The following is a 24,350-nucleotide window of genomic DNA, read 5'->3' on the forward strand; positions in this document are numbered from 1 at the left end:
GGACCACATCATGAACGCCATCGCCGACATGCCCTCTTCCGCGTCTACTGTCGCGCAGTCTCAACGCGGCGCACCGTTGATCGAGGTGCGCGATCTGCGCAAACTCTTCGGCGAAGTCGAAGTGCTGCGCGGTGTCGATCTCGAGATTGCGCGCTCGGAAGTGGTGTGCATCATCGGTCCTTCGGGCTCGGGAAAAAGCACGCTGCTGCGCTGCCTCGCCGCGCTCGAAACCTACGATCACGGGGACGTGCGCATCGAAGGCGAACTGCTCGGCTACAGCGAGCGCAACGGCAAGCGTGTGCGCGCGTCGCAAGCGGACATCAACCGCGTGCGGCGCAACGTCGGTATGGTGTTTCAGCAGTTCAATTTATGGCCGCACATGACGGCGCTCGGCAACGTGATGGAAGCACTATTGCGAGTGCAGCGCCTGTCGCACAACGAAGCGCGCCGCCGCGCGAATACGATGCTGGAAACCGTGGGCCTTTCGCACAAAGGCGACGCGTATCCGGCGAAGCTTTCGGGCGGTCAGCAGCAGCGCGTGGCAATCGCACGCGCGCTCGCGATGGAGCCGCACATCATGCTCTTCGACGAGCCCACGTCCGCGCTCGATCCCGAACTGGTCGGCGAGGTACTGCAAGTGATGAAGCAACTCGCGCGCGACGGCATGACGATGGCGGTCGTCACACACGAAATGGGTTTTGCCGCGCAGGTCGCGGACAAAGTCGTGTTCATCGACGAAGGACGCATCGCCGTGCAGGGCAAACCGCGCGAGGTCTTTCACGACGCCGGGCAACCGCGCTTGCGGCAGTTCCTGCAAAACTACTTCGACCGCAACGCTTTCTGGGCGCGCGGCCCCGACGACGCCGACGCTGAAGCGCTATGAGCGCGCGCACTGCGCCAAGCGCATTGCGCGAACCGTGAAAAGGGGCCGCCGATGTCCGCCATGCTTCGCAGCAAGCGTCACCATGCCGATGAGCGGCCGCTAGCCGACGCGGCTAAAAATGCGCGCGCCGCCGAACATGCGCCGGCTGCGCGCTACGAACAGGTCAAGCATCACATTCGCGGCATCATCGAATCGGGCGCGCGTCAGGCCGGCGAACGTCTTCCTTCCGAACTCGATCTCGTCGCGACGCTCGGCGTGTCGCGCATGACGGTGAATCGCGCGCTGCGCGAACTCGCGCACGAAGGGCTCGTCACTCGCGTATCGGGCGTGGGCACCTTCGTCGCACAAGCGAGGCCGCAATCCACGCTGCTGATGATCGCGCATATCGGCGACGAAATTCGTTCGCGCGGACACGAATACAGCTACCGTACCGTGCTTTTGCAACGCGAGACCGCATCCGCCGTGGTATCGAATGCGTTAGGCCTCGCGCCTGGCGCTTCGGTGTTTCATGTGATTTGCGTGCATCGCGAGAACGGTCTGCCGGTGCAGTTGGAGGATCGCTACGTGAACCCGATCATCGCGCCGGATTTTCTGCAACAGGATTTCTCGGCGATCAGGCCGTCGGAATATCTGTACGAAACGGTGCCCGCGCACGACGTCGAACATATTGTCGACGCCGGGCTGCCCACTCCCGCGGAAGCGGAACTGCTCGACATTCGCGCGGAAGAACCGTGCCTCACGCTCGTGCGCCGCACATGGACGAGCGGCGTGGCCGTCACCTTCGCGCGATTCGTGCACCCCGGATCACGTTACCGGCTCGGCTGCCGCTTCTCGCCGAATACGTCGCAACGGCAAGGCTGACGCGATGCAGCTTATAACGCCGCTTGCCGGCTAGACATTCCCCGCGAGATGAAAGCGCGACGCCGGGTGCCACAACTGCACCGACGTCGCGACATCGTCGCCGACCCACGTACGACGCCACAGCAACAGACACGGCTCGCCGATTTCCATCGACAGATGACGCCGCACATACGCGTCCGGCTTTTGCGCGTAGATGCGGAATTCCGCGCGCTGAATCGGCGCGAGGCGCACCATGTAGTGATTGGGCGTCTCGACGCTGAAGTCCTGTTGCAGATATTCGGGGAACACCTTCGGATTGACGTAGCGGTCCTCGTACTGGATCGGCTCGCCCTCCTCGCTATGGACGATGCACGAGTGAAACGCCGGGCCGCTCGTAAGGCCGAGCGCTTCGAGCGCGTGCGGATCGTCGCTCGGTTCGAGCGTCAGCACGCGCGCCGCATGACGATGACCGCGCGCGGCGATTTCGTCGGCGATATTGCGGATTTCCAGCACGGTCGATTCATAACGCTGCGGCGCGACGAACGTGCCTGAACCTTGCACCCGCGTCAGCACGCGTTCGGCGGTCAGCTCGCGCAGCGCGCGCGACACGGTCATACGCGCGACGCCAAACTCTTTCACCAGTTTCGGTTTCGGAAGGGATCAACCCGCCCGGCTTCCAGTCGCCCTCGCTGATGCGCCGGATCACATAACGCTTGATCTGTTCGTAGGCGGGCATGGCCTTCGCCGGAGTCTCCTTGCAAGCGGCGCGCTGAGAAGTGCCGCCGCTGTGCGCGCCTGGCTGCGCCGGCTGCCGGCCTTCTTTCTGATTATTCGTGACTGTGTTCACTCCGACCTCGTGAGTGGGGTGGGGGTCGTAGCCGTCGTACCGCTCGTACGTCCGCACGACGTCTCTGGCTCGCCGGCGGGTAAGCCCGCGCGCCAGCGGTTTTTGTGTCAGGCGACGCGTGCTGCGTTCAGTGGGCTGTTCATGCTGTTTATGTTGCTCCCGCTGTTCGCTGCCGCGGGAAATGTGGCCGCCGCGGCGAGGCTCGCAATCGATGCGCCTGCAACGAACTCCGCGCCCCCACCAGGTGTTATGTGGCGCGGCCTCATCTTACCCGGACTCGGCAACGGCGGCGGCGCCTCGCCGGCGATCATGCGGAATGCGACGCTCATGTCGTCGGCGAGAGGACGGTCGTCGCGATACGTCGGCACGATCTGCCGCACGCGTTGCCACAGCGCCTCGGTATGCGGCGCACGCGGCGCGTCGGTGGCTTGCAGATCGTAGGCTTGCGCGGCGGCCAGCAATTCGATGGCGACGATGCGCCCCGCGTTGTCGACGATCTCCAGCGCCTTCAGCGCGGCAGGCGTTGCGTGGCACAGGTGGTCTTCCTGCAAGCCCGACGTGATGCCGCCGTCGAGACTCGCGGGCAACGCAAGGCGCCGGTTCTGCGCGACCAGCGAGGCCGCCGTGTACTGCGCGATCATGAAGCCCGAGCAGGTGCCGCCAGGCTCGGCGAGAAACGCGGGCAAGCCGCTCACGAGCGGATTGACGAGGCGATCGAGCCGCCGTTCCGCCATCGCGGCGACCTGGGCGATGGCGGTGGCGAGGCTGTCCATCGCGAGCGCAATGGATGCGCCCACCGCATGCGCCTGCGAATACACGCGCGGCGCTTCGGGCGTGCCGGCGACGATCGGGTTGTCGGTGATCGACGCGAGTTCGCGATTGACCACGTCGGCGGTCGCGGTCAGCACGTCGCGCGCCGCGCCGTGCACGTGAGGAATGGTGCGCATCGAAAGCGGGTCTTGCGTGCGCTGCCCGACCACCGCCGCCAGAATGCCGCTGTCGGCGAGCGCCGTGCGCATGCGTTCGCCCACCAGGTTGAGCCCCGGCGACACGCGCAACGCAAGCGAGTCTTCGTCGAATGCAACGAGCTGGCCGCGCAGATTCTCGAAGCTCATGGCCGCGACCACATCGGTCCAATCGAGCAGCCGCACCGCGCGTGCGAGCGCCAGCGCCGCCAGTCCCGTCACGCAAGGCGTACCGTTGACGAGGCTAAGCCCCTCTTTCGCTTCGAGCACGAGCGGCTCGCGGCCGAGCAGACGCAGCGCGTCGCGGCCCGTCAAACGCTCGCCGCGATAGCGCACATGACCCTCGCCGATGCACACGAGCGCGATATGCGCCATATGACTCAGATAACCGACCGAGCCGAACGCGGGCACTTCGGGCAAGCAATCGGCGTTGAGCAAGGTCACGAGTTGATCGGCCACTTCAAGGCGAATGCCCGAGTGTCCATGCGCGAAGTTGTTGACCGCGGCGGCCATGATCGCGCGCGTTTCAGCCACGCCGAGCGGCGCGCCGACGCCGACCGCGTGGCTCATCAGAATGTTGCGCGACAGCGTGCGCTGCTCGCTTGGCGACACGATCACGTCGCACAACGCGCCGACTCCGGTATTCACGCCATACGCGCGAATGCCGCGCTCGACGATCTGCTCGACGAGCATGCGCGCCGCCGCGATGCGCGCGCGGGCGTCGGCGGAAAGTTCGAGCGGTTCGCCGGCGGCGACCGCCGCCACCTGGGTCCAGTCGAGAGGACGATCGGAACGGATCACGGCCATGATGTTGCCTTGCGCGATAACTTACGTGTGTGATGCGGATGCCGATGCAGCGACGTGCCGACGATGCGCCGCTCAGTTCGTCGTGCGGTCGTGGTGACTCGACACGAATTGCCGGAAGCGCTCGGACTTGCAGTCGACGAATACTTCGTCGGGCGTACCGTCCGCTTCCACTTGCCCTTGATGCAGGAACATCACGCGGTTCGACACGTGACGCGCAAAACCCATTTCATGCGTGACGACCAGCATCGTGCGGCCTTCCTCGGCAAGCGAGCGCATCACGCGCAACACTTCGCCGACGAGTTCGGGATCGAGCGCCGAAGTCGGTTCGTCGAACAGCATGACCTTCGGATGCATGGCGAGCGCGCGCGCAATCGCCACGCGTTGCTGCTGGCCACCCGACAGATGCGCCGGATAGTGGCCGCGCTTTTCCGCGAGACCGACTTTCGCAAGCAGCGCCTCCGCTTCTTCGACGGATTCCGCGCGGCTGCGCTTGAGTACGCGCATTGGTCCTTCGATCAGGTTTTCGAGCACCGTCATATGCGACCAGAGATTGAAGTTCTGGAACACCATGCCGAGTTGCGAGCGCACGCGATCCACCTGGCGGCGGTCGCTCGGTTGCAGCTTGCCGTCGCCGCGGCGTTTCATTTTCAGTTCTTCGCCGGCGAGCGCGACTGAGCCGTCGTCCGGTGTTTCGAGCAGATTCAGGCAGCGCAGAAACGTGCTTTTACCTGAGCCGCTCGCGCCGAGAATCGAAATCACGTCGCCTTGATGGGCGTCGAGCGAAATGCCTTTGAGCACGTGATGATCGCCGAACGATTTATGAATGTTCTTGACCGACAGTGCAACGGGTGCCGTAGCGTTCATGGAATTCTCCAGGTTCATCCGGAATGGCGGCGCTCAGGGCGCGGCGCGGCGTGCTTCAGTCGTGGCGGACACGGGACGGCTCGGCGCGGCAGACTTCGGCGCCGCGCGCAGATGCCGCGACAGACGCGTCTCAAGCATGCTGAGCGCGCGCACGATGACGAAGTTCAGGAACAGATAGATCAGCGCGGCGCAGATAAACACTTCCGTCGTGCGATACGTTTGCTGAATGATCTGCTGCGCGACGCCGGTCACTTCCCACACGGTGACGAGGCTCGCGAGAGCGGTCGATTTGACGAGCAGCACCGCTTCCGTCGAATACGCCGGCAAACACTGGCGTAATGCAATCGGGCCGATCACGCGGCGCAGCAGTGCGAAACCCGACAGGCCAATCGAATAACCCGCTTCGATCTGCCCAACGGGAACGGCCATCAGGCCGCCGCGAATGATCTCAGCGGTATAGCCCGCCGTGCACAGCGCAAGCGACAACACCGCGCACATATATGGCTCGCGCAGCACCGGCCACAGAAAGCTCTCGCGAATCACGCCGAACTGACCCATGCCGTAGTACACGAGGAACATCTGGATCAGGAGCGGCGAGCCGCGGAACACGAGAATATAAGCGCGTGCAAAACGATTCGGCAGCCAGTGCGGCGACACGCGCATCGTGACGATCACGAGCGAGAGCAGTCCGCCGAGAACCAGCGAGCAGAAGAAAAGCCCGAGCGTGGTCGGCACGGCCGCGAGCAATTGCCGGATCGTGTCGAGCAGAAAGTCGAAGTCGAAATTCATGATGCGGCCGCCGTCAGTTGCGCGCGAAGTTGCGCTTGAAGGACCGGCCCACGCGCGCCTCGGCGCGGTTGAAGACCCGGTTCGAGATGCTGGTCATCAGCAGATACAGCGCGCCGCCCACCACGAAGAACGTGAAGTATTGATGCGTGGAGCCGGCCGCCACCTGACTCGTGCGCAGCAGTTCGGCGAGACCCGTCACCGAGATCAGCGCGGAGTCCTTCAGGCTCAGTTGCCACACATTGCCGATGCCCGGCAACGCGAAACGCAGCACTTGCGGAATGAGGATGCGGCGCGCCATGGTCAGCGTCGGCATGCCGATGGAACGCGCCGCTTCGAGTTCGCCGCGCGACACCGCGAGCACCGCCGAGCGATACACCTCGGCCTGATACGCGCCGGAAATCATGCCGACAGCAAGCGCGCCGATCACAAACGGCGGCACGCCGACGAAGCCTTCCGCGCCGAACCACTGGCCGACCGTGGTCACGAGCGTCGAGCCGCCGAAATAGAACAGATAGATGACGAGCAGTTCGGGCACGCCGCGAAACACCGTCGTATAGGTTTCGCCGATCACGCGCAACACGCGCAGACGCGACAGCTTGGCCGCCGCGATCAACGCACCGAACACGGCGCCGACCGCGAGCGCGGCCAGCGTGAGCGCGACGGTCATCAACGCCGCGAGCAGCAATACGCCGCCCCAGCCTTCCGGCCCGAAGCCGAGCATCTGTATCAGAGCCATTGCCTACCTCTCATTCATGACGGCCGATGCAACAGCCGCACGAAACAGCCGCACGCACGAGCTCGCGCCCGCACGTGCCGCATTCGTTCGACGCCTCGTGAATCAGGGCGTCACGTCGGTCTTGAACCACTTGGCGGAGAGCTTCTTGACCGTGCCGTCGGCGAGCGCCGCGCTGATCGCGGTGTCGAATTTCGCCTTCAGGTCGGCGTCCTGCTTGCGGAACGCGAGGCCTTCGCCCGGGCCCCAGATCGGGCCGCCGATCTTCGGACCGGCCATCGAAATCGACGCGGTTTCTTTCTTGTCGACGTTCGCCGCGTAGTACGTGACGTCGTCGAACGATGCGTCGATGCGGCCGTTCGCCAGATCGAGATCGCGCTCGGGCGAAGTCTTGTACACGCGGATCGTGGCGATGTCCTTGAAGCCTTCGTTGATAAACTTCGTGTAGACGGTGCCGGACTGAATGCCGATCGTCTTGCCCTTCAACTGCTTGCGCAGCGCGTCGACAGTCGGCTGATCGGCTTTAGCATCGCCCGAGAGTTTGACGACGGCGGCGCCAGGCGGGGCCTTTGGCAGCACTTTGGTATCAGCGACGGCGAAGGTTGCGGGCGTGGCCGCATACGGCTTCGAGAACGCGATGATCTTCTCGCGCTCCGGCGTGATCGAGATGGCGTCCATCAGCACGTCGAACTTGCCTGCTTGCAGGCCCGGAATCATGCCGTCCCAGTCTTGCGCGACCAGGTTGCATTGCAGCTTGATGCGCTCGCAAAGATTGGCGACGAGTTCCGGTTCGAAGCCGCCGAGCTTGCCGCCGGGCAACGTCAGGTTCCACGGTGCGTAGCCGCCTTCGAGCGCGATCGTCACCGTCTTCCAGTCTTTGGCCTGCGCCGGTGCCGCGAAAATTGCCGCGGCGCCGAACACGGCGCCGATCAATGCTTTTGCTGCCGTCGTGCGTTTCACTTTCACGTCGAAACTCCTTGATGGGGGGAACCGTCGAGCCGAATGTCTACTGCCGCTGAATTTGTATAGACAAGTCTGCACGAGTCAAAAACCAGTCGCAAGGGGATTCATGCGAAATCGCGCGAATCATCGGGTAAGCCCCTAGGCGCCCTGACAGGACGGGGCTTCTACAGACATGATCGAAGAACGGCGAGCGCGCGACGAGATTAATTCATGCGCGCGTGTGGTGCGTTTTGTCTAGACAGGTTCATGCATGCGCCGCAAATGTGCGGCGGCTTTGCGCGTCTACCAGATGAGAGGAACGAAGCGAAAACGCACGCGCGTCATGTACTCCGTATAGCCGTCGAGTTGTTCGGCGAGCACACGCTCTTCGCGCACCGCGCGCCAGCCGAGCCCGATCGTCATGAGCGGAACGAACGCGAGACCCCACCATGAGCCGAGCAGCAACGGCGTGCCGACGAACAACAGCAGCGCCGCCGAATACATCGGATGACGCACGCGCGCGTAGGGACCGCTGTCGATCACCTTGTGACCGCGGCTCGACTGGATCTTCACGACGGGCGCCGCATAGCTGTTGGCTTCGAACACGAAGCGGCACATGAAAATGCAAAGCGCCACGCAAAGCGAGCCGAGGCTCACCAGCGCGACGGGCAGCGGCGCGGACCAGTGAAAGCGCATCGCGTCGAGTCCTATCACGATCAGCCAGCCGCACCACACGCACGCCACGCCGATCATGAAGAGCCGGTCCCAGCGGCTTTGCTGTTGCTGCACGAACGGCGCGAGGCGCTCGGCGAGCAGGCCGGGATCATGGCGTGCGAGCCACACGCCGATCCACAAGCTCAATACGCCGAGTTCGATCAGATACCACCACGCCGCCGGCCACGCGAGCGTGCCGGCCGCGCCGAACAGCAGCACGCCCATGCCCGCGAGCCACAGCACGGTCTGGACGACGAGGCGCGCAATCATGGCATGGCCTTGTGCCGCGCTCACGCCGAATCGGCCCGAGTGCGCACGCGCTCGAAAATATCTGCGATGTCGATGTCGCCGACATTCAGACCGAAGCGCTCGCGCAAACAGGCCGCGAGTTCGTCCGCGCTCGCAAGGCGCTGGTCGCCGATCAGGCTGCCGTCTGCCGCGCGTTCGTTCACCTGGTCGTTGAGCAGCGTGAGCCGCGTCCCGGACAACACGCGGCATACGATCAGATTGCTCGCGAAGATCGCTTCCGGCGACGTCGACGTGTACCAGTTCGACGTTTCATAATCGATCCACTCTACCGGATGCAAGTCGAAGCGATACGCGCGCGACCAGCTTTCATCGCGTGCCTGCACTTCGAGGTAGAGCGCGTCGCGCGACGCGTCCGCGAGCCGGAAGATGCCGAGGTCCGTGCGCTGCGCGAGACCTGGAGACAGCCGCAGCGGCGACGTCAGCGTGACGCTGCCGAGACCCACGTCCGCGATCCATGCTTCGTTATCCAGATCGATACGCAGCACCATGTGCGTGCGCGGCGTCACCGCGCCGGGCTCGCGGCCCCACAGCACGCGCCCTATCAGCGGCGTCACACGAAAGCCCAACTCCTGCAGCACATTCGCGAGCAGCGTGTTCTGTTCGAAGCAATAGCCGCCGCGATGATCGTCGACGAGCTTTGTTTCGACGGATTCGAGGTCGAGCTTCACCGCGCGGCGCGTGAGCGGATTCAGGTTTTCAAACGGAATGGCCCGTGGATGCAGACGGTGAATGGCCTGCAGCACCTCGAGCGTCGGCGCGCGCGGGCCCGCATAGCCGATGCGCGCGAAGTAGTTGTCGAGATTCAATGTGTGTGACATTGGTGATCCGTTCGTGGCTTATGGGGTGTTACTGCGCGCCTCACTGCGCGCTCATTGCCCGCCGAGCGCCGACCTCGCGATCGACGGCACGCTGATTCCCTGGCTCGACGCAAACTGTACCGCGGAACTGAGCGTGGACATCAGCGATTGCAATTGCCCCGGCGCCGACTGCGCGATATACGACGCGCTTTGCATCGTCTGCGGATTCATCCCGGCCTGCAACAGCGACGAAGGGTTCATCTGCCCGATGCTGCCGAGCCCCGACTGCATGCTCGAATACTGGGTCACGCCTTTGGCGAGCGACGATAACCCGTCGGTGAACGCCTGCTTGTTCACCGGCGTTTGCGATGCGCCGCTCGCACCGCCTGCGCGGCTCGCGAAAGCCTGCGTGAGCGTTTGCGACAGCGACTGCTGCGTGCTGCCGACCTGCGTCAACTGACTGACCGACGGCGTGCCACCACTGCTTAGCAAGCCGGCTGCCTGCTGCGCCTGGCCGGCCGCGCCGCTCAGACCCATCGCGGACGCAAGCGTGGACTGTCCGCTCAGCACTTGCTGGTTCGCGCCCACGTAGGTCTGCAACAACTGCGAGAGCCCGCCGGGAGATGCGGCGGCGCCGGCATCCGCGGAGCTGTCTCCGCCGCCAATGCCGAACTGCTTCAGATTCAGTTGTGCGTTCGCGGCGCCGCTTGCGAAAAGGCCAGCACTCGCCAGCAACGAAATCAGGAGGGTGCGCTTCTTCATCATGTAAGTCCTTGTAAGTGGGCTGCGGAAATCTCGTGCGGTTCGACAAACGCTGTCTCCGCGCGTTCGCGCGAATTCATCAATTTGTCAGCTTGCCGTGCGTCGGCCCGTCTCGTTGACGCACCCAGACTGCGTCGGTACGATCACGCCCATTCCGCAAGTCGCGCGAACCGATGCGTCGACGCACGCGTTAAACAGCCATTTAACCGCGCAAAAATGCCCGGCAGTCGATAACAACATTAAAGGCTTTCGATGAAGCTCGCATCCTCCCTTCGACGCGTTGCGCTGCTGCGTGCAGGCCGTGAGTTCGCACGGTCGAGCGGCGCGACCGGCCGGCGCCCGCGCCTTTTTTCGCTGCGCCACGCGGCGTTGTATGTCGCACTCGCCTGGGCTTCCGTTTCAGGCGCGGCAATGGCGCAAACGAGTTCGGACACGGTGCGCGACGCAAGCGAAGCGAGCGGCGCCGACGCAAACAAAACGCCGGCCAACGAAACCGGTCTCTGGAACCGCGACCAGCTATTCGGCGACATGGGCGGCTTGCGTCCGTGGCTCGGCCAATACGGCGTGACGTTCGCGCTCACGGAAACGAGCGAACTGCTCGGCAACCTGCGCGGCGGACTGGCGCGCGGCGTCGCGTACGACGGCCTCACGACCGCGACCGTGCAACTCGACACCGAAAAAGCCTTCGGCCTGCCAGGCGGCCAGTTCAACGTCAGCGCATTGCAGATTCACGGCCGCAATCTCAGCACCGACAAGCTGGGCACTTTGAACACCGCGAGCGGCATCGAAGCGGATGCCAGCACGCGCCTGTGGGAGCTGTGGTATCAGCAGTCGTTCCTGAACCAACGCGTCGACGTGAAAATCGGTCAGCAGAGTATCGATCAGGAATTCATCTCCAGCACGTACTCGGCGCTATTCATCAACACGATGTTCGGGTGGCCCGCACTGCCCTCGTACGACATGCCGTCGGGCGGCCCCGCGTATCCGCTTGCGGCGCTCGGCGTGCGCGTGCGCGGACAGATCACGCCTTCGTTGACGGCGCTCGCCGGCGTGTTCGACGGCGATCCGCTCGGCAACAACCCGAACAACCGCAGCGGCACCAACTTCAATCTGCATAAACGGGACGTTGTTCATCGGCGAGCTGCAGTATGCAATCAATCAACCGGCCGATAGCGACGCCGCCGCGGCGCCGGGCGCAACCCGAGGCGGCCTGCCGGGCACCTACAAGATCGGGCTCTGGTACAACAACGGCCCCTTCGCGGACCCGCGCTACGACAGCAACGGAGTGTCGCTCGCGAGTCCTGCGTCCACCGGGGTTGCGGCGAACCATCGCGGCGATTACAGCTTCTATGCGGTGGCCGACCAGACCATCTGGCGGCCGAATCCCGGCGAGGCACGCAGCCTCGGCATATTCGCGCGTGTCATGGGTGCGCCGGGCGACCGCAATCTCGTGAGCCTCGCGGCAAATCTCGGCGTCGTGCTGAAAGCGCCGTTCGCGGGCCGCGACAACGATAGCGCGGGCCTTGCGCTGACGTACATCAAGATCGGCAGCCACACGCGCGGAATCGATCAGGATAACCTGGCATTTAGCGGCGGCCCGTACGGCGTGCGCACCAGCGAAACCGCGCTCGAAGCGACCTACCAGTATCAGATCGCTCCCTGGTGGATGCTGCAGGCGGATGCGCAATACACGTTCAACGCGGGCGCCGGGCAAAATCCGAACGATCCGACGAAGCCGCTGCGCAACACGTTCGTCGTGGGTGTGCGGACGAATATCGCGTTCTGATGTTTTTGATGTTGCCCGCGCCGCCGTTGTCCGCGCCGCCGCGCGCGTGAACGGCGCTGCGCCGTGTCACGAACAGCCGCCGCTTACGCGCGCGGCTGCGCGCGCAGCGACAGATCCTGCACCATCTGCGCCGCCAGATAATCGCAAGTCGGCCGGTCCGACTTCGCGCTGCGCGCCACCACGATTTCGAGCGGCTCGATGTGCGGCAAGCCTTGCGCTTCGCCGAGAATGGCGAGCCGCGACGGCACGCTGCAGCGCGTCAGCGCAACCACCGACAAACCCGCGTCCACGGTGGCGACCAGGCCCATCAGGCTCGCGCTGCTGAAGGCCGCGCGGTAGCGAATCCGCGCGCCGTCGAGCGCGGCCAGCGTATGCTGACGCGCCACGCAGCCTGGCTCGTATAAGCCGACCGGCAATGGCGACGCCGCCAGCACCGGGGTATCGACGGAAGCGCCCACCCACACCATCGGCTCGCTGCGCACGAATTCGCCGCGCAGCTTGCGGTCGCGCGTAACGAAGGCAAGGTCGATCTTGTTGTCCGCCAGCATCGGCGCGAGCGACGTGCTCTGCGCGCAGACAATTTCAATTTCGACGTGCGGGTACAGGTTCGAAAAGCGCCGTAATACCGGCGACAGCAGCGACGACACGTAATCGTCCGGCGCACCGAGCACCACGCGGCCGGTCACCTCGGGCCGCACGATCGCGGACCACGCTTCTTCATGCAACGCGAGCACGCGCCTCGCATATTCGAGCAGCGTATTGCCGGGCCGCGTCAGCGAAAGATTGCGCGTGTTGCGCGCGAAAAGCGTCGTGCCGAGCATGGTTTCGAGCCGCTTGATCTGCATGCTGACGGCGGCCTGCGAGCGATGCACGGTCGTCGATGCCTTCGTGAAGCTGCCCGTATCCACGACTGCAACGAAGGTGCGCAGCAAATCGACGTCGAATTCCGGGTGCATAATTTATCAATGGCGCTTATGGAATTTCTCAATTTAATTCGTTTGTGCGTGGCCCGCAAGCGGCGCAATACTTCAATGCATCACCCAACGGAGATCTAACGGAGACGCGGCGCATGTCCCTCACCCAACGTCAACAAGGCGCGATCACACTGGCCGGCGGCGGGCTGCTGATGGGCACGCTCGGCGTGTTCGTCGAGGAAGCGCGGCTCGGCGCGCTGACACTGGTGTTTTTCCGCTGCCTGTTCGGCTTTCTGTCGCTGGCCGCATATTGCGCGTGGAAAGGCTACTTCACGCGCGCGCATTTCACGCGACGCACGCTCACGCTCGCGCTCATCTCCGGCGTATTGATGGTCACGCAGTGGGTCGGCTTTTTCGATGCGATCCATCGCACCAGCATTGCCGTCGCGACCGTGGTGTTTCATGTGCAGCCGTTCTGGGTCGTGCTGATCGGCGCGGCGCTCTTCAACGAACGGCTCGGCGCGGATCGGCTCGGCTGGATCGCGGCGGCCTTCGGCGGGCTCGTGCTCGCGTCGGGCGTGGCGGCCACGGAAAATCTGCAGGGCCATGCAAGCTACCTGATCGGCATCGGCGAGGCATTGGCCGGCTCGGTACTCTATGCCAGCGTCACGTTGATCGCCAAAGGGCTCGGCAATTTGCGCCCGCACCTGCTGACGCTGATGCAATGTGCGGTGGGCGTGGTGTGCCTGCCGTTCATCGCGCCGCTCGTTGCACCTTTCGACGCCACGCATATCGAGCCGATGCAATGGTTCTGGATTGTCGGCATGGGCGTGCTGCACACGGGGCTTTCGTACGTGCTGATCTATGGCGCGCTGCCGAAGCTGACCACGCCGATCATCGCGGTGCTGCTGTTCGTCTATCCGCTCACCGCTATTGCCGTCGATGCAATCGTGTACGGCCGCGCGCTTTCATTGGCGCAGTGGGCCGGCATGGCGCTGATCGTGATCGCGAGCCTCGGCGTGAATCTCGGCTGGCCGCTCTTTTCGTTGCTGGGTTCGCGCGGGCGCGCGCGGCGACAGGCCGAGTGAATGGCGCGCGTACGGCTGGCGATGTAGCTGGCCGCGCAGTACTCGCTCGGTACTCGCTCACTGGTCATAGTGAAACCGGCACGCGATCACATAGATCTTCCCATCTTTCGGCAGATACACGAGCCGATCGGCAAACGTGATGCGGCGCGACCAGAAACCGCTCAGGCTGCCGACGAGCGGCTCCGGTTTTCCCGTGCCGATAAACGGATCGCGCCGGCACTCCTCCAGCAACGCATTGATCTTGCGGACGACCTTGCGATCGGTCTCCTGCCAATACACGTAGTCGTCCCAGGCGTCGTCGGTAAACATAAAGATGCTGTCAGCCTTTGCGGCGTGTTCGTTGCGGCTTTTGTGTCGGTTCATCGGTCAGCAGTTCGCGCGGGGCCGCACCGCCGGCATTCAACTGGGCAATGGATCGCGCGAGCCGCTGGGCATTCTTCGACGAACTCAGCAGATACAAGGTCTCCTGCATCGCGTTGAAGTCTTCCAGCGACACCATCACCACGTTTTCGCCACTCTGTCTCGTGATGAGCATCGGTGCGTGGTCGCGGCAGACTTCATCCATTGCCTGCTTAAAGCCGGCTCGGGCCTCGCTGTAAGTAAGGACGTTCATGGGTTATCCGGCCTGCGAGGTTGCCCTCCGGCCACTCCTGTCAAAAGTTAGAAAACGCTTCCGCCGCCGTGCGGTTTGCCTGCCCTTGCGGTTGCGGGTCGGGCTGGCGATTTGCGGCTGCCGGTCGAAGCGTGGCGCAAAACAAAAGACTTGGGGCCACGGCGACCATTGTACAGACCGCTGTACAGCGCGGCAAACATCGAACCGCGGACGAACGCACCTTCTAACGAACAGCAGCATGCCTCTCCACGACCGCCTGCGCCAGTCGGCCGAATGGCCAGGGGCCACGCCGAGCGGCCCTTTCGTCTTGCTGGACGGTGCTTTGCGCTTGTCTGTGGCGCGAACAAAATCACAAGCAAACGAGCGACTAGCGCGAGCGCTGTCAGAGCGAGCGGCAAGCCCATCGCATGCACGCGAAAAGACGCCGCGACAATCAGAAAATTCACGCACTCACCGCTGACCGGTCCGAACGATGCCGCCCACGAAACGCCCGCGCCGCCCACGCAAAAAATCTCCGGGTTTGCCCGCGTTTAAATACCTAATTTTTGTATATAATATTTGAACCATGAGCGACACAACCACCGACCTTCTTCCCTTGGACACCCCCGCGCGCGCCCCGCTGCTGCGGGCGGCCGCACCGCGCGAAAGCACGTCCCGCGTGATCGCCGACGCGTTGCGCGAAGCGATTATCGACGGCACGCTGGCGCCCGGCGCGCCGCTGCGTCAGGACGCGATCGCGCGGCACTTCTCGGTCAGCGCGATCCCGGTGCGCGAGGCTTTGCGCCTGCTCGAAACCGAAGGCTGGGCGAAGGTCGCGGTGCACAAAGGCGCGACGGTCGCGCCGTTATCGGCGGATGAGGCGCGCGAAATCTACGAGATCCGTTCGGCGCTCGAGAGCCTTGCAATCGGACTCGCCATTCCGAAGCACACGGCCGCCACGCTGCGCGAATGCGCGGCGCTCGGCCGGGCGGCGGAGCGCGAGGCAGACCCGTCGCTCTACGTCGCGCGCAACGCGGCGTTTCACATGAGCCTGTATGCGCCGGCCGCGCGTCCGCAGCTCGAAGATCTGATTCGCGTACTGCATCGGCGGGGCGAGCGTTACTTGCGCCTGAAGTTCGGCTTGCCGTCCTACAAGGGCGAATCCGACGATGAACACACCGAATTGCTCGACGCCGTGCGGCGCCGCGACGTGCCGGCCGCCCAGGCGCTCGTCGTCGCGCATCTGCTCGGCACGGGCGAACTGCTGCACCGTTTCCTGACCGAACGCGCGCAGGCGGAAGCCGCGCTCGCAAGCCAACCCAAGCCGCGCGGCCGTCCGCCGCGCGCTACTACCGGGAGTTGATTGAGCCGATGAACGCACCCGCCGAAGCACCATCCGACGCACGTTCGTGGACCACGCGCCGCGACGAAAAAAAGCGCCGCCTCGCGGCCATCGCGCCGTGGCTCGAAGACGGCGTGCTGCCGTCCACGCGCATCGTCGATGCGCTCGAGACGCTGATCCAGCCCGGCGACCGCGTCGCGCTCGAAGGCGACAACCAGAAGCAGGCCGACTTCCTGTCGCGCTCGCTGGCCAAGGTCGATCCGCAGAAGCTTCACGATCTGCATCTGCTCATCTCGAGCATCAGTCGTCCTGAGCATCTGACGCTGTTCGAGCGCGGCATCGCACATAAAGTGGATTTTGCGTTTGCCGGCCCGCAAAGCCTGCGCGTCGCGCAACTGCTCGAAGACGGGCAACTGGAGATCGGCGCGATTTATACGTACGTCGAACTGTATGCGCGCATGTTCGTCGACCTCACGCCGCATGTCGCGCTGCTGTGCGCGGAAAAAGCCGACCGTCACGGCAATCTCTACACCGGTCCGAATACCGAGGACACGCCCACCATCGCCGAGGCCGCAGCGTTTCGTCATGGCATCGTGATCGTGCAGGTCAATGAGATCGTCGATGAACTGCCGCGCGTCGATATTCCCGGCTCGTGGGTCGACGTGGTCGTGGAGGCGGACCGCCCCTTTGCCGTCGAACCGCTGTTCACGCGCGATCCGCGCCATATCGGCGACCTCCAGGTGCTGACCGCGATGATGGTGATACGCGGCATCTACGCGCCGTACGGCGTGACGTCGCTGAACCACGGCATCGGCTTCGACACCGCGGCCATCGAACTGCTGCTGCCCACTTACGGCGAGTCGCTCGGCCTGAAGGGCAAGATCTGCCGCAACTGGACGCTCAATCCGCATCCCACGATGATTCCCGCGATCGAATCGGGCTGGGTCGACAGCATCCATTGCTTCGGCAGCGAGGTCGGCATGGAGGCGTATATCGAGGCGCGCCCCGACGTGTTCTTCACCGGCAGCGACGGCACGCTGCGCTCGAACCGCGTGCTGTGCCAATTGGCCGGGCAATATGGGGTCGATCTATTCATCGGCTCGACGCTGCAGATCGACGCGGACGCCAATTCGTCGACGGTCACGCGCGGCCGCCTCGCCGGCTTTGGCGGTGCGCCCAACATGGGTCACGATCCGCGCGGCCGGCGTCATTCGAGCGAAGCGTGGCTCAAGCTGCTGAAAGATCAGGGGCCCGTGTCGCGTGGTCAGAAGCTCGTCGTGCAACTGGCCGAGACGTACAAGAAAGGTGGCGAACCGACTTTCGTCGATGAACTCGACGCGGTCGCGGTCGGCGCGAAAAACGGCATGCCGATCGCGCCCGTCATGATCTATGGCGACGACGTGAGCCACGTCGTCACCGAGGAAGGCATCGCGCATCTGCACAAGGCCGAGGGCATCGACGAACGGCGCGCGGCGATTGCCGCGGTCGCCGGCGTGACGCCGATCGGCCTGCGCGCGAAGCCGGAAAAGACGGCGGAGTTGCGCCGGCGCGGCATCGTCGCGTATCCGGAAGATCTCGGCATTCGACGCGGCGAAGCGAAGCGTTCGCTGCTCGCGGCACGCAGCATCGACGATCTCGTCACCTGGTCGGGCGGTTTGTACGCGCCGCCGGCGCGCTTCAGGAGCTGGTGATGAGAGCCGCTGCTTTGTTGGAGCGCGAAGACGTGCCATGCGTGTCCGCGATAGAGATGCCCGAGCCGCTCGCGCGAGCGTGTGCCTGGACCGAGCGCGGGGACGCGCCGTATGGCCGAGCCACGCAAGCTCTGCATCCGGTCACGACAGCGGCCGCTGCTTTTGATGAGCGTGTCGCGAAGCGCGCACAAGACTCATGCCCTGACTCGCAACTTGCCCATTACGCCGTAACCGCGCTGATCGACGAAGCCGAGCTCACGCCGAAGCCCGCGCTCGTCGACCGGCGCGGCAGCGGCGCGCATCGCGATCTCGACCTCGCCATCATGCGACGCTCGGCGCACGCGCTCGAGCCGACCTTCGCCGCACTCGCGCGCACGGCGCGGCGGCGCGGCGAGCCGTCGGCGCTATTGCGCGCCGAACTCGCGCAGATCGGCCGCGCGGGCGAGCAGGACATGCTGCGCGCGACCGGCGGCAGCAACGCGCATCGCGGCGCGATATGGATCGTCGGGCTGCTGGTCGCGGGCGCGTCGTTCGCGGATGCCGCGCTCCGGCTCGACGCCTCGGCGATCTCCCGGCGTGCGGCGCAGATCGCCTGCTTCCCCGATCGCTTCGCAGCCGCCACCGACAGTCACGGCGAACGCGCGCGTCAACGCTATCAGGTCGGCGGCGCGCGCCGCGAGGCGCAGGAAGGCTTCCCGCATGTGATCGCCGTCGGCTTGCCGGCGCTGATCGCGGCACGCGAGCGCGGCATTGCCGAAGATGCCGCGCGCGTCGACGCCCTGCTCTCCATCATGGCCTCGCTCGACGACACCTGCCTGCTGCACCGCGCAGGCCTCGCAGGCTTGCATGCAGGCCAGCACGGCGCGCAGCGCGTGCTGCAAGCCGGCGGCAGTTCGACGCGCGCAGGCCGTGACGCGCTCGCCGCGCTCGAACGCGACTTGCTGTCGCTCAACGCATCGCCCGGCGGCGCAGCCGATCTGCTCGCCGCCACCCTTTTCCTCGACATGCTGGCGCATCACGACGTCAGCGGGAGCTGAGCCTCATGGAACATCTGACCTTCGACTATCCGGCGCAACGCGCCGTCACGGCCCGCGCGCACGTCGGCGTGGTGGGTTCGGGCGATCTGGAAGTGTTGCTCTCGCCCACCGATAATCCGAACGCGCTCGCTGCACATGTCGTCGTGCGCACGAGCGTCGACGGCTACAGCCATATCTGGAAAAGCGTGCTGGATCGCTTTTTCACCCGCTACGACGGCGCCGCGCAAATCGAAATCAATGACTTCGGCGCGACGCCTGGTGTGGTCGCATTGCGGCTCGCGGAAGCGGTCGAGGCCGCGGAACAGGGAGACGACGCATGAGCACGCCCGCGACTGTGCATGCCGCGCCGCTGCTGCGCGAAAGCTTTATCGAGCTGCCCGCGCGTGAGCGCGCCCGCGCGCTGCTCGACCCAGGCAGCTTCCGCGAACTGCTCGGCCCGTTCGACAGGATCGAATCGCCGTGGCTGCCGCTGCAAGGCGTCGTGTGCCAGGCCGACGACGGCTGCGTGATCGCGCGCGGCACGATCGACGGCGAGCCCGCTGTGATTGCCGCGATCGAGTCCGCGTTCCAGGGCGGCAGCATCGGCGAAGTGTCGGGCAGCAAGATCGCCGCCGCGCTCGAGATGGCGTTGCGCGATTGCGAGCGCGGCAAGATCGTACGGCCGGTCGTGCTGTTCGAAACCGGCGGCGTGCGGCTTCAGGAAGCCAATCTGGGCCTCGCCGTGATCACCGAGATGCAGGCGGCCATCGTCGCGCTGCGCCGGCATGTGCCGGTGGTCGGCGTGATCGCGGGCATGGTGGGCTGCTTCGGCGGCATGTCGCTGGCCGCAGCGTTGTGCTCGTATCTGGTCGTGACGAAGCAGGGACGGCTCGGCATGAACGGACCGGAAGTGATCGAGCAGGAAGCGGGCATCGACGAACTGGATGCGTCCGACCGGCGCCGCGTGTGGCAGTTGATCGGCGGCGAGCAGCGCGTGGCGAGTTCGCTCGCAGACCGGCTCGTGGACGACGACGCCGCGGACGTGCGCGCCGCCGTGCATGCCGCGTTCGTGCAAGGCGTGCCGGCCGCGCATCGCAGCGAACAGGTCGACACGTTCTTGCAGCGGCTCGCGCGGATCGATCCGGCGAGCGTCACGCCGGAGAGCATGCGCGAGGTCTATGCAGCCGAAGCGACCCAAGCGCCACAATCCCAGTCACGCAAGGAGCAAGCATGAGCGACACCTCACTGAGCCGCGGCGCGCGCTGGTTCCATGCGCTCGCCGGCGAATCCCGCAACGCGGCGCCCGTGTGGAGCGCCGACGCGCCGCTCGGCGGCGAAACCGCCCGCTTCATCACCGTCGTGCCCGACGCCGCCAACCGCTTTCCGCGCGCGACCGACAACGTCGTCGGACTCGAACAGGGCTGGCTGCTCGCGCGAGCCGTTCGCGAAGTGATCGCCGACGATGCGGCAAGCGCCACGCGTCGTCCGATCGTCGCGATCGTCGATGTGAAGAGCCAGGCGTACGGCTATCGCGAGGAAATGCTCGGCATTCATCTCGCGTGCGCCGCCGCGGTCGACGCGTATGCGTCCGCTCGCGATGCGGGGCATCCGGTGATTGCGCTGATCGTCGGACCGGCGATGTCGGGCGCGTTCCTCGCGCACGGTTATCAGGCCAATCGCATCGTCGCGCTCGACGCGCCCGGCACGATGGTTCACGCGATGGGCAAGGAAGCCGCCGCGCGCGTCACGCGCCGCACCGTCGAGGCGCTCGACGCGCTCGGCGAAACCATTGTGCCGATGTCCTACTCGATGGCCTCGTTCGCGAAGCTCGGGCTGCTCGATCAATTGATCGAAGGTATCGACGCCGACGCGCCGGACGCCGCGCAGATCGCGCGCGTGCAGCAGGTGTTGTGCGAACAGATCGGCAGTGCGCGCGTCGGCAGCCGCACGCTTGCGCGCCGGCTGGAATCCGCGGCGGCGCAGAAGAACCGCGCGGCGTCCATCGAAGTGCGGCGGCGTCTCGCCGAGCAATGGGATGCCGTGTAATGCCGGTCTGCGCCGCGCCGCCGTTTGCAAGCGAGGCCGCTGCGTCGTGCGACGAACGCTGGCGCGCGCATGACTTGCTGCGCTTGCGGCGCCTCGCTGCATTCGACGGCGAACCCGACTGGGTGCGCGATGCGTTCGAGCGCGCGCCGTATGCGGTCGTGCGGCGCGCGCTCGCCGCGCCCGGCTTCGTTGCGATTGGCTTGCGCGGCGCGCAGCGGTCTCAGCGGTACGGCACGTGGGCGGCATCGACGGATATTGTCGAAGCCGTTTCGCCCGAGGCGTTGGTGCGAAACGAGCCCGATGCAACGCGCGCCGCGTTGCCCGCGTTCGTCGCGTTCGCCCGGTTGCAACGGGATGCACAAAGCGCACTCAACGCGCTTGTCTGGGGCCCGACCGGCAGCGTTGGTTTCGAACTCGCCACGCAAACGGCAGCAGTCACGCAATCGAGCGATCTCGATCTATTGATTCGGACACCGGAACGATTGTCGCGTGAATGCGCGGCGGGCTTGCTGAGCTATCTGCAAACGCTCGCGCGCGAAACCGGCATTCGCATCGACGCGCAACTCGAGACACCAGCAGGCGGCGTCGCGCTCGCCGAGTGGGCCGCCGGCAAGCCACGCGTGATGGTGCGTCATGCAAGCGGTCCGCAACTGCTTGCCGATCCGTGGGTCTGCGTTCATCGGACGGAACTCTGATGCTCGCGCTGATCTTCCCAGGCCAGGGCGCGCAGAGCGACGGCTTTCTGCATCGGCTGCCGTCGCATCCCGCCGTGCGCGCAACACTCGATGAAGCGTCCAGCGTGCTAGGCGCCGACGTGCTCACACTCGACACGCCCGATGCGTTGCGCTCGACTGTTGCCGTGCAATGCGGACTGACCGTCGCAGGCGTGGCGATTGCGCGTGCCCTCGCAGATGAAGGAGTGACGCCGGACCTGAGCGCCGGTTTGTCGGTGGGCGCGTACCCGGCGGCGGTGAGCTGCGGCGCGCTCGCTTTCCCCGACGCTTTGAAGATGGTCCGCCGCCGCGCGGAACTGATGGAAGCGGCGTATCCATCGGGCTACGGTCTCGCGGCTGTTTCCGGCTTGACGGAGCATGAACTCGCCGCGCTCGCCGCACGGCACGCCGACGAAGGCGAGCCGCCCGTCTATATCGGCAACGTGAACGCGCCGCGCCAGATCGTGATGGCAGGGGCGAACACCGCGCTCGACAGTTTCATCCACCGCGCTCTGGATGCAGGCGCGCGCAAGGCGACGCGTCTTGCGGTCAGCGTTCCTTCGCATTGCGAACTGCTCACGCAAGCAAGCGACGAACTGAGCGCGTATGCGCGCACGATTCCGTTTCGCGCGCCGCAAAGCGTGTACATCGGCAATCGCGGCGGCCGTCCGCTGTATACAGCCGATGCGATTCGCGACGATCTCGCGACCAACATGCGCTACACGGTGCGCTGGTTCGACGCGCTCACCGTGATGCAGGAAATGGGCGCGCGCGTCGCGATCGAGGCACCGCCTGGGCAAGTGTTGACCGACATCGCGCGCGAGCACTATCCGGAGATGGCCGCGCTTGCAGCGAGCACGCTTCCGTTCGAACGGCTCGCTGCGACGGCGCGGCGGCGCCTCGAACGCGAGTAGCGAGCCGCGCTTCATGCAGCGCTTGATCTAGCGCTTCTCGATCAACTGCCGCCCCATCGCTTTCGCATACTGATCGCACGCATTGCGCGCGACGCGCGCGGCCGCCAGCACGCCGACGTCGGCGTCGTCGCGGTAGTACATCGCCACATTGATCGGCGGCGGCAGCGGGCGCACCTGCAAGTGCCCCAGTTCTCCGCTCGCGAGAAACGGCTCGACAAAAAGCGCGGGCACCGCCGCGATGCCATAGCCGTCGCGCAACAGCTTCACGATGACCGCAACGGAAGGCATGCACGTTACCTGCGTGTCCGCAAACGGCACGCCGGCGCGCCGCGCAAGCGTCTGCACGATAGCCTCGACGGCGATTTGCGGCGCGGTGCCGCGGCCGAACGTCAGCACCGGTTTACTCAACAGCGTGTCGGCATGCTTCGCGCGAGTCGCGGGGATGAGGTCGCTGCGCGCGATCCAGCGCACCGGATAACTCGCGAGTAGCGCGGATACGATCGACGTCTCCAGCTCTCCCACTTCTTCCACCTGAATCACCAGATCGAGTTCGCCCGCGCGCAGACGAGGGCCGAGCACCGCGCTTGAATCCACGGTCAAGTCCACGACGATGCGGTGGTACTCGAGGTTCAGCATGCGAATGTAGTCGGGCAGCCAGCTATGCACGACCGTTTCGATCACACCGAGGCGCAGACGCGTCGCCAATTGCGTTTCGTCCTGCGCGGCGAGTTGCAGCGAGCGCGTGGCCTGCACGACCGAGCGCGCGTGCGCGAGCAGACGCTCGCCGTTTGCCGTGAGCTTGAACTCGGGCGCGTCGCGCTCGATCAATTCGACGCCAAGCTCGGATTCCAGCGTTTTAATACGCAACGAAATCGCGGCGGGCGTGGCGTGCATCGCGGTCGCCGTCGCGCGAAAACTGCCGAGCCGCGCGAGCGTGAGAAACGTTTCGACGAAGCGGGTATTCATTGCATGAGGTCTCGCGATAACGAATGAGGCGCGAATGAGGTGCGAATGAGGCATACGATGATCGCCGGAAAACGGGTCGCGCCGCCGTTAAGTTTAAGTTAACGAATCGCAAGAAAAACTCGCTGGATCGATATTTTTGACGTTACTAATCTGGAACGCATCAGAAGGCCAGTCCCGTCAATTCCAGTCGAGCAGTTCATGCCCTACACGCCATCCGAGTTTCGTCAGCAAGTGCGCAGCGGTCGCCTGTCCGGTCCCACCGCGGGTTATTGCGGCGACTATGCGCAAGCCAATCTCGCCATTCTTCCGCAGCAATACGCTGGCGATTTCCTGCGTTTTTGCACGTTCAATCCGAAGGCGTGTCCGTTGCTCGGCATCGGCGAACCGGGCGCGTGGAGCGTGCCCGCACTCGGCGCGGATCTCGACATTCGCAACGACGTGCCGGCGTTCTATGTGTATCGCCACGGCGAACGCGCGGAGGAAGTGCGCAGCCTCGATGAACTGTGGCGCGACGACCTCGTGGTGTTCGCGATCGGCTGCTCGTTTTCATTCGAGGAAATGCTGCGGCGTGATGGCATCGGTCTGCGTCATATCGAACAGCAGGTCAATGTGCCGATGTATCGAACGCGCGAGCCCAATGTGCGCGCCGGCGTGTTCGGCGGCAATCGCGTTGTTTCCATGCGTCCGATGAAAGCCGCCGACGCCATCCGCGCGATTCAGATCACGAGCCGCTTTCCTGCTGTGCACGGCGCGCCGGTGCATATCGGCGATCCGTCGTTGATCGGCATTCGCGATCTGTCGCGGCCCGATTTCGGCGATGCGGTCGACGTGCGCGACGACGAACTGCCTGTGTTCTGGGCGTGCGGCGTCACACCGCAAGCCGCGATAGAAAGCGCGCGCTTGCCGTTTGCGATCGCGCACAAGCCGGGGCACATGCTCGTCACCGACATCCTCAACACCACGCTCGCCGTGATCTAGCGCGGCGCCATTTCATCCGCAAGCCGCGCGCGAAGACGCGGTCCATCACGAC

General features: G+C 65.0%; 24 protein-coding genes and 2 pseudogenes. 13 read left to right on the top strand and 13 right to left on the bottom strand.

Annotated features, from left to right (window positions below; all coding sequences use genetic code 11):
* Positions 1 to 10 precede the first annotated feature (10 nt).
* Positions 11 to 883: an amino acid ABC transporter ATP-binding protein gene (locus tag ABIE53_RS31765; protein ID WP_192700321.1), complete on the top strand. Its 873-nt coding sequence runs from the start codon at positions 11 to 13 to the stop codon at positions 881 to 883.
* Between the two features lie 51 nt (positions 884 to 934).
* Positions 935 to 1,744, top strand: a complete 810-nt coding sequence (gene hutC / locus ABIE53_RS31770) for a histidine utilization transcriptional repressor HutC (RefSeq protein ID WP_192700322.1) — start codon at positions 935 to 937, stop codon at positions 1,742 to 1,744.
* A gap of 30 nt (positions 1,745 to 1,774) precedes the next feature.
* On the opposite strand, the pseudogene hutC (ABIE53_RS31775) reads toward hutC (ABIE53_RS31770), so the two are convergent.
* The 9 genes and pseudogenes from hutC (ABIE53_RS31775) to ABIE53_RS31815 all read right to left on the bottom strand — a co-directional run bounded on the left by hutC (ABIE53_RS31775) (position 1,775) and on the right by ABIE53_RS31815 (position 10,252).
* Positions 1,775 to 2,459 (bottom strand): annotated as a pseudogene (gene hutC, locus ABIE53_RS31775) (histidine utilization transcriptional repressor HutC).
* A gap of 218 nt (positions 2,460 to 2,677) precedes the next feature.
* Entirely contained in the window at positions 2,678 to 4,342 is a 1,665-nt protein-coding gene (locus ABIE53_RS31780; RefSeq protein ID WP_192700323.1) for an HAL/PAL/TAL family ammonia-lyase, read from the bottom strand.
* A gap of 72 nt (positions 4,343 to 4,414) precedes the next feature.
* Positions 4,415 to 5,206, bottom strand: coding sequence for an ABC transporter ATP-binding protein (locus ABIE53_RS31785; RefSeq protein WP_006052365.1), 792 nt, complete (start codon positions 5,204 to 5,206; stop codon positions 4,415 to 4,417).
* A 33-nt stretch (positions 5,207 to 5,239) separates the two neighbouring features.
* Positions 5,240 to 5,995, bottom strand: coding sequence for an ABC transporter permease (locus ABIE53_RS31790; RefSeq protein WP_006052366.1), 756 nt, complete (start codon positions 5,993 to 5,995; stop codon positions 5,240 to 5,242).
* A 13-nt stretch (positions 5,996 to 6,008) separates the two neighbouring features.
* Entirely contained in the window at positions 6,009 to 6,731 is a 723-nt protein-coding gene (locus ABIE53_RS31795) for an ABC transporter permease (RefSeq protein WP_006052367.1), read from the bottom strand.
* Positions 6,732 to 6,833: 102 nt separating this feature from the next.
* Positions 6,834 to 7,694 carry a transporter substrate-binding domain-containing protein gene (locus tag ABIE53_RS31800; protein WP_006052368.1) on the bottom strand — a complete coding sequence of 287 codons (861 nt, stop codon included), beginning with the start codon at positions 7,692 to 7,694 and terminating at the stop codon, positions 6,834 to 6,836.
* A 279-nt stretch (positions 7,695 to 7,973) separates the two neighbouring features.
* Complete coding sequence (locus ABIE53_RS31805) at positions 7,974 to 8,654, bottom strand: methyltransferase family protein (protein ID WP_192700324.1); 681 nt, start codon at positions 8,652 to 8,654, stop codon at positions 7,974 to 7,976.
* Positions 8,655 to 8,674: 20 nt separating this feature from the next.
* Positions 8,675 to 9,511, bottom strand: a complete 837-nt coding sequence (locus ABIE53_RS31810) for an arylamine N-acetyltransferase family protein (RefSeq protein WP_192700325.1) — start codon at positions 9,509 to 9,511, stop codon at positions 8,675 to 8,677.
* Between the two features lie 51 nt (positions 9,512 to 9,562).
* Positions 9,563 to 10,252 (bottom strand): hypothetical protein, encoded by a 690-nt coding sequence (locus ABIE53_RS31815; protein ID WP_029971796.1) that lies wholly within the window; start codon positions 10,250 to 10,252, stop codon positions 9,563 to 9,565.
* A 252-nt stretch (positions 10,253 to 10,504) separates the two neighbouring features.
* Between ABIE53_RS31815 and ABIE53_RS31820 the strand changes: the two are divergent.
* Positions 10,505 to 12,038: pseudogene (locus ABIE53_RS31820) on the top strand (carbohydrate porin).
* 83 nt (positions 12,039 to 12,121) lie between these two features.
* Here ABIE53_RS31820 and ABIE53_RS31825 read toward each other — a convergent pair.
* Complete coding sequence (locus ABIE53_RS31825) at positions 12,122 to 12,994, bottom strand: LysR substrate-binding domain-containing protein (protein WP_192700327.1); 873 nt, start codon at positions 12,992 to 12,994, stop codon at positions 12,122 to 12,124.
* A 113-nt stretch (positions 12,995 to 13,107) separates the two neighbouring features.
* Between ABIE53_RS31825 and ABIE53_RS31830 the strand changes: the two genes are divergently transcribed.
* Positions 13,108 to 14,040: a DMT family transporter gene (locus ABIE53_RS31830; protein ID WP_192700328.1), complete on the top strand. Its 933-nt coding sequence runs from the start codon at positions 13,108 to 13,110 to the stop codon at positions 14,038 to 14,040.
* Positions 14,041 to 14,097: 57 nt separating this feature from the next.
* Here ABIE53_RS31830 and ABIE53_RS31835 read toward each other — a convergent pair whose 3' ends face one another.
* Positions 14,098 to 14,349 carry a Txe/YoeB family addiction module toxin gene (locus ABIE53_RS31835; protein WP_006052375.1) on the bottom strand — a complete coding sequence of 84 codons (252 nt, stop codon included), beginning with the start codon at positions 14,347 to 14,349 and terminating at the stop codon, positions 14,098 to 14,100.
* A gap of 10 nt (positions 14,350 to 14,359) precedes the next feature.
* Positions 14,360 to 14,653, bottom strand: a complete 294-nt coding sequence (locus tag ABIE53_RS31840; protein WP_029971804.1) for a type II toxin-antitoxin system Phd/YefM family antitoxin — start codon at positions 14,651 to 14,653, stop codon at positions 14,360 to 14,362.
* 565 nt (positions 14,654 to 15,218) lie between these two features.
* Here ABIE53_RS31840 and ABIE53_RS31845 point away from each other — a divergent pair.
* Genes ABIE53_RS31845 through mdcH form a run of 8 tightly spaced genes read left to right on the top strand, consistent with a single transcriptional unit; the run spans position 15,219 to position 22,354 of the window.
* Positions 15,219 to 15,995 (top strand): GntR family transcriptional regulator, encoded by a 777-nt coding sequence (locus ABIE53_RS31845; protein WP_006052377.1) that lies wholly within the window; start codon positions 15,219 to 15,221, stop codon positions 15,993 to 15,995.
* An 8-nt stretch (positions 15,996 to 16,003) separates the two neighbouring features.
* Complete coding sequence (mdcA, locus tag ABIE53_RS31850; RefSeq protein WP_192700329.1) at positions 16,004 to 17,665, top strand: malonate decarboxylase subunit alpha; 1,662 nt, start codon at positions 16,004 to 16,006, stop codon at positions 17,663 to 17,665.
* Positions 17,665 to 18,702, top strand: a complete 1,038-nt coding sequence (locus ABIE53_RS31855) for a triphosphoribosyl-dephospho-CoA synthase (RefSeq protein WP_192700330.1) — start codon at positions 17,665 to 17,667, stop codon at positions 18,700 to 18,702. Before mdcA ends, ABIE53_RS31855 begins: the two co-directional genes overlap by 1 nt.
* A 5-nt stretch (positions 18,703 to 18,707) precedes the next feature.
* Positions 18,708 to 19,022: a malonate decarboxylase subunit delta gene (locus ABIE53_RS31860; protein ID WP_006052380.1), complete on the top strand. Its 315-nt coding sequence runs from the start codon at positions 18,708 to 18,710 to the stop codon at positions 19,020 to 19,022.
* Positions 19,019 to 19,915, top strand: a complete 897-nt coding sequence (locus ABIE53_RS31865; protein WP_192700331.1) for a biotin-independent malonate decarboxylase subunit beta — start codon at positions 19,019 to 19,021, stop codon at positions 19,913 to 19,915. The genes ABIE53_RS31860 and ABIE53_RS31865 overlap by 4 nt, the downstream gene beginning before the upstream one ends.
* Positions 19,912 to 20,727, top strand: a complete 816-nt coding sequence (mdcE, locus tag ABIE53_RS31870) for a biotin-independent malonate decarboxylase subunit gamma (RefSeq protein ID WP_192700332.1) — start codon at positions 19,912 to 19,914, stop codon at positions 20,725 to 20,727. The genes ABIE53_RS31865 and mdcE overlap by 4 nt, the downstream gene beginning before the upstream one ends.
* Positions 20,727 to 21,422 (top strand): malonate decarboxylase holo-ACP synthase, encoded by a 696-nt coding sequence (locus tag ABIE53_RS31875; protein WP_192700333.1) that lies wholly within the window; start codon positions 20,727 to 20,729, stop codon positions 21,420 to 21,422. The genes mdcE and ABIE53_RS31875 overlap by 1 nt, the downstream gene beginning before the upstream one ends.
* Entirely contained in the window at positions 21,422 to 22,354 is a 933-nt protein-coding gene (gene mdcH, locus ABIE53_RS31880; protein WP_192700334.1) for a malonate decarboxylase subunit epsilon, read from the top strand. The genes ABIE53_RS31875 and mdcH overlap by 1 nt, the downstream gene beginning before the upstream one ends.
* A gap of 27 nt (positions 22,355 to 22,381) precedes the next feature.
* On the opposite strand, the gene ABIE53_RS31885 is transcribed toward mdcH, so the two are convergent.
* Complete coding sequence (locus ABIE53_RS31885; protein ID WP_029971812.1) at positions 22,382 to 23,320, bottom strand: LysR family transcriptional regulator; 939 nt, start codon at positions 23,318 to 23,320, stop codon at positions 22,382 to 22,384.
* Positions 23,321 to 23,518: 198 nt separating this feature from the next.
* Here ABIE53_RS31885 and ABIE53_RS31890 point away from each other — a divergent pair, with 198 nt between their 5' ends.
* Positions 23,519 to 24,298, top strand: a complete 780-nt coding sequence (locus tag ABIE53_RS31890; RefSeq protein WP_192700335.1) for a putative hydro-lyase — start codon at positions 23,519 to 23,521, stop codon at positions 24,296 to 24,298.
* Positions 24,299 to 24,350 lie beyond the last annotated feature (52 nt).

This window comes from Paraburkholderia sp. OAS925, assembly GCF_040543975.1.
Lineage (GTDB): Bacteria > Pseudomonadota > Gammaproteobacteria > Burkholderiales > Burkholderiaceae > Paraburkholderia > Paraburkholderia graminis.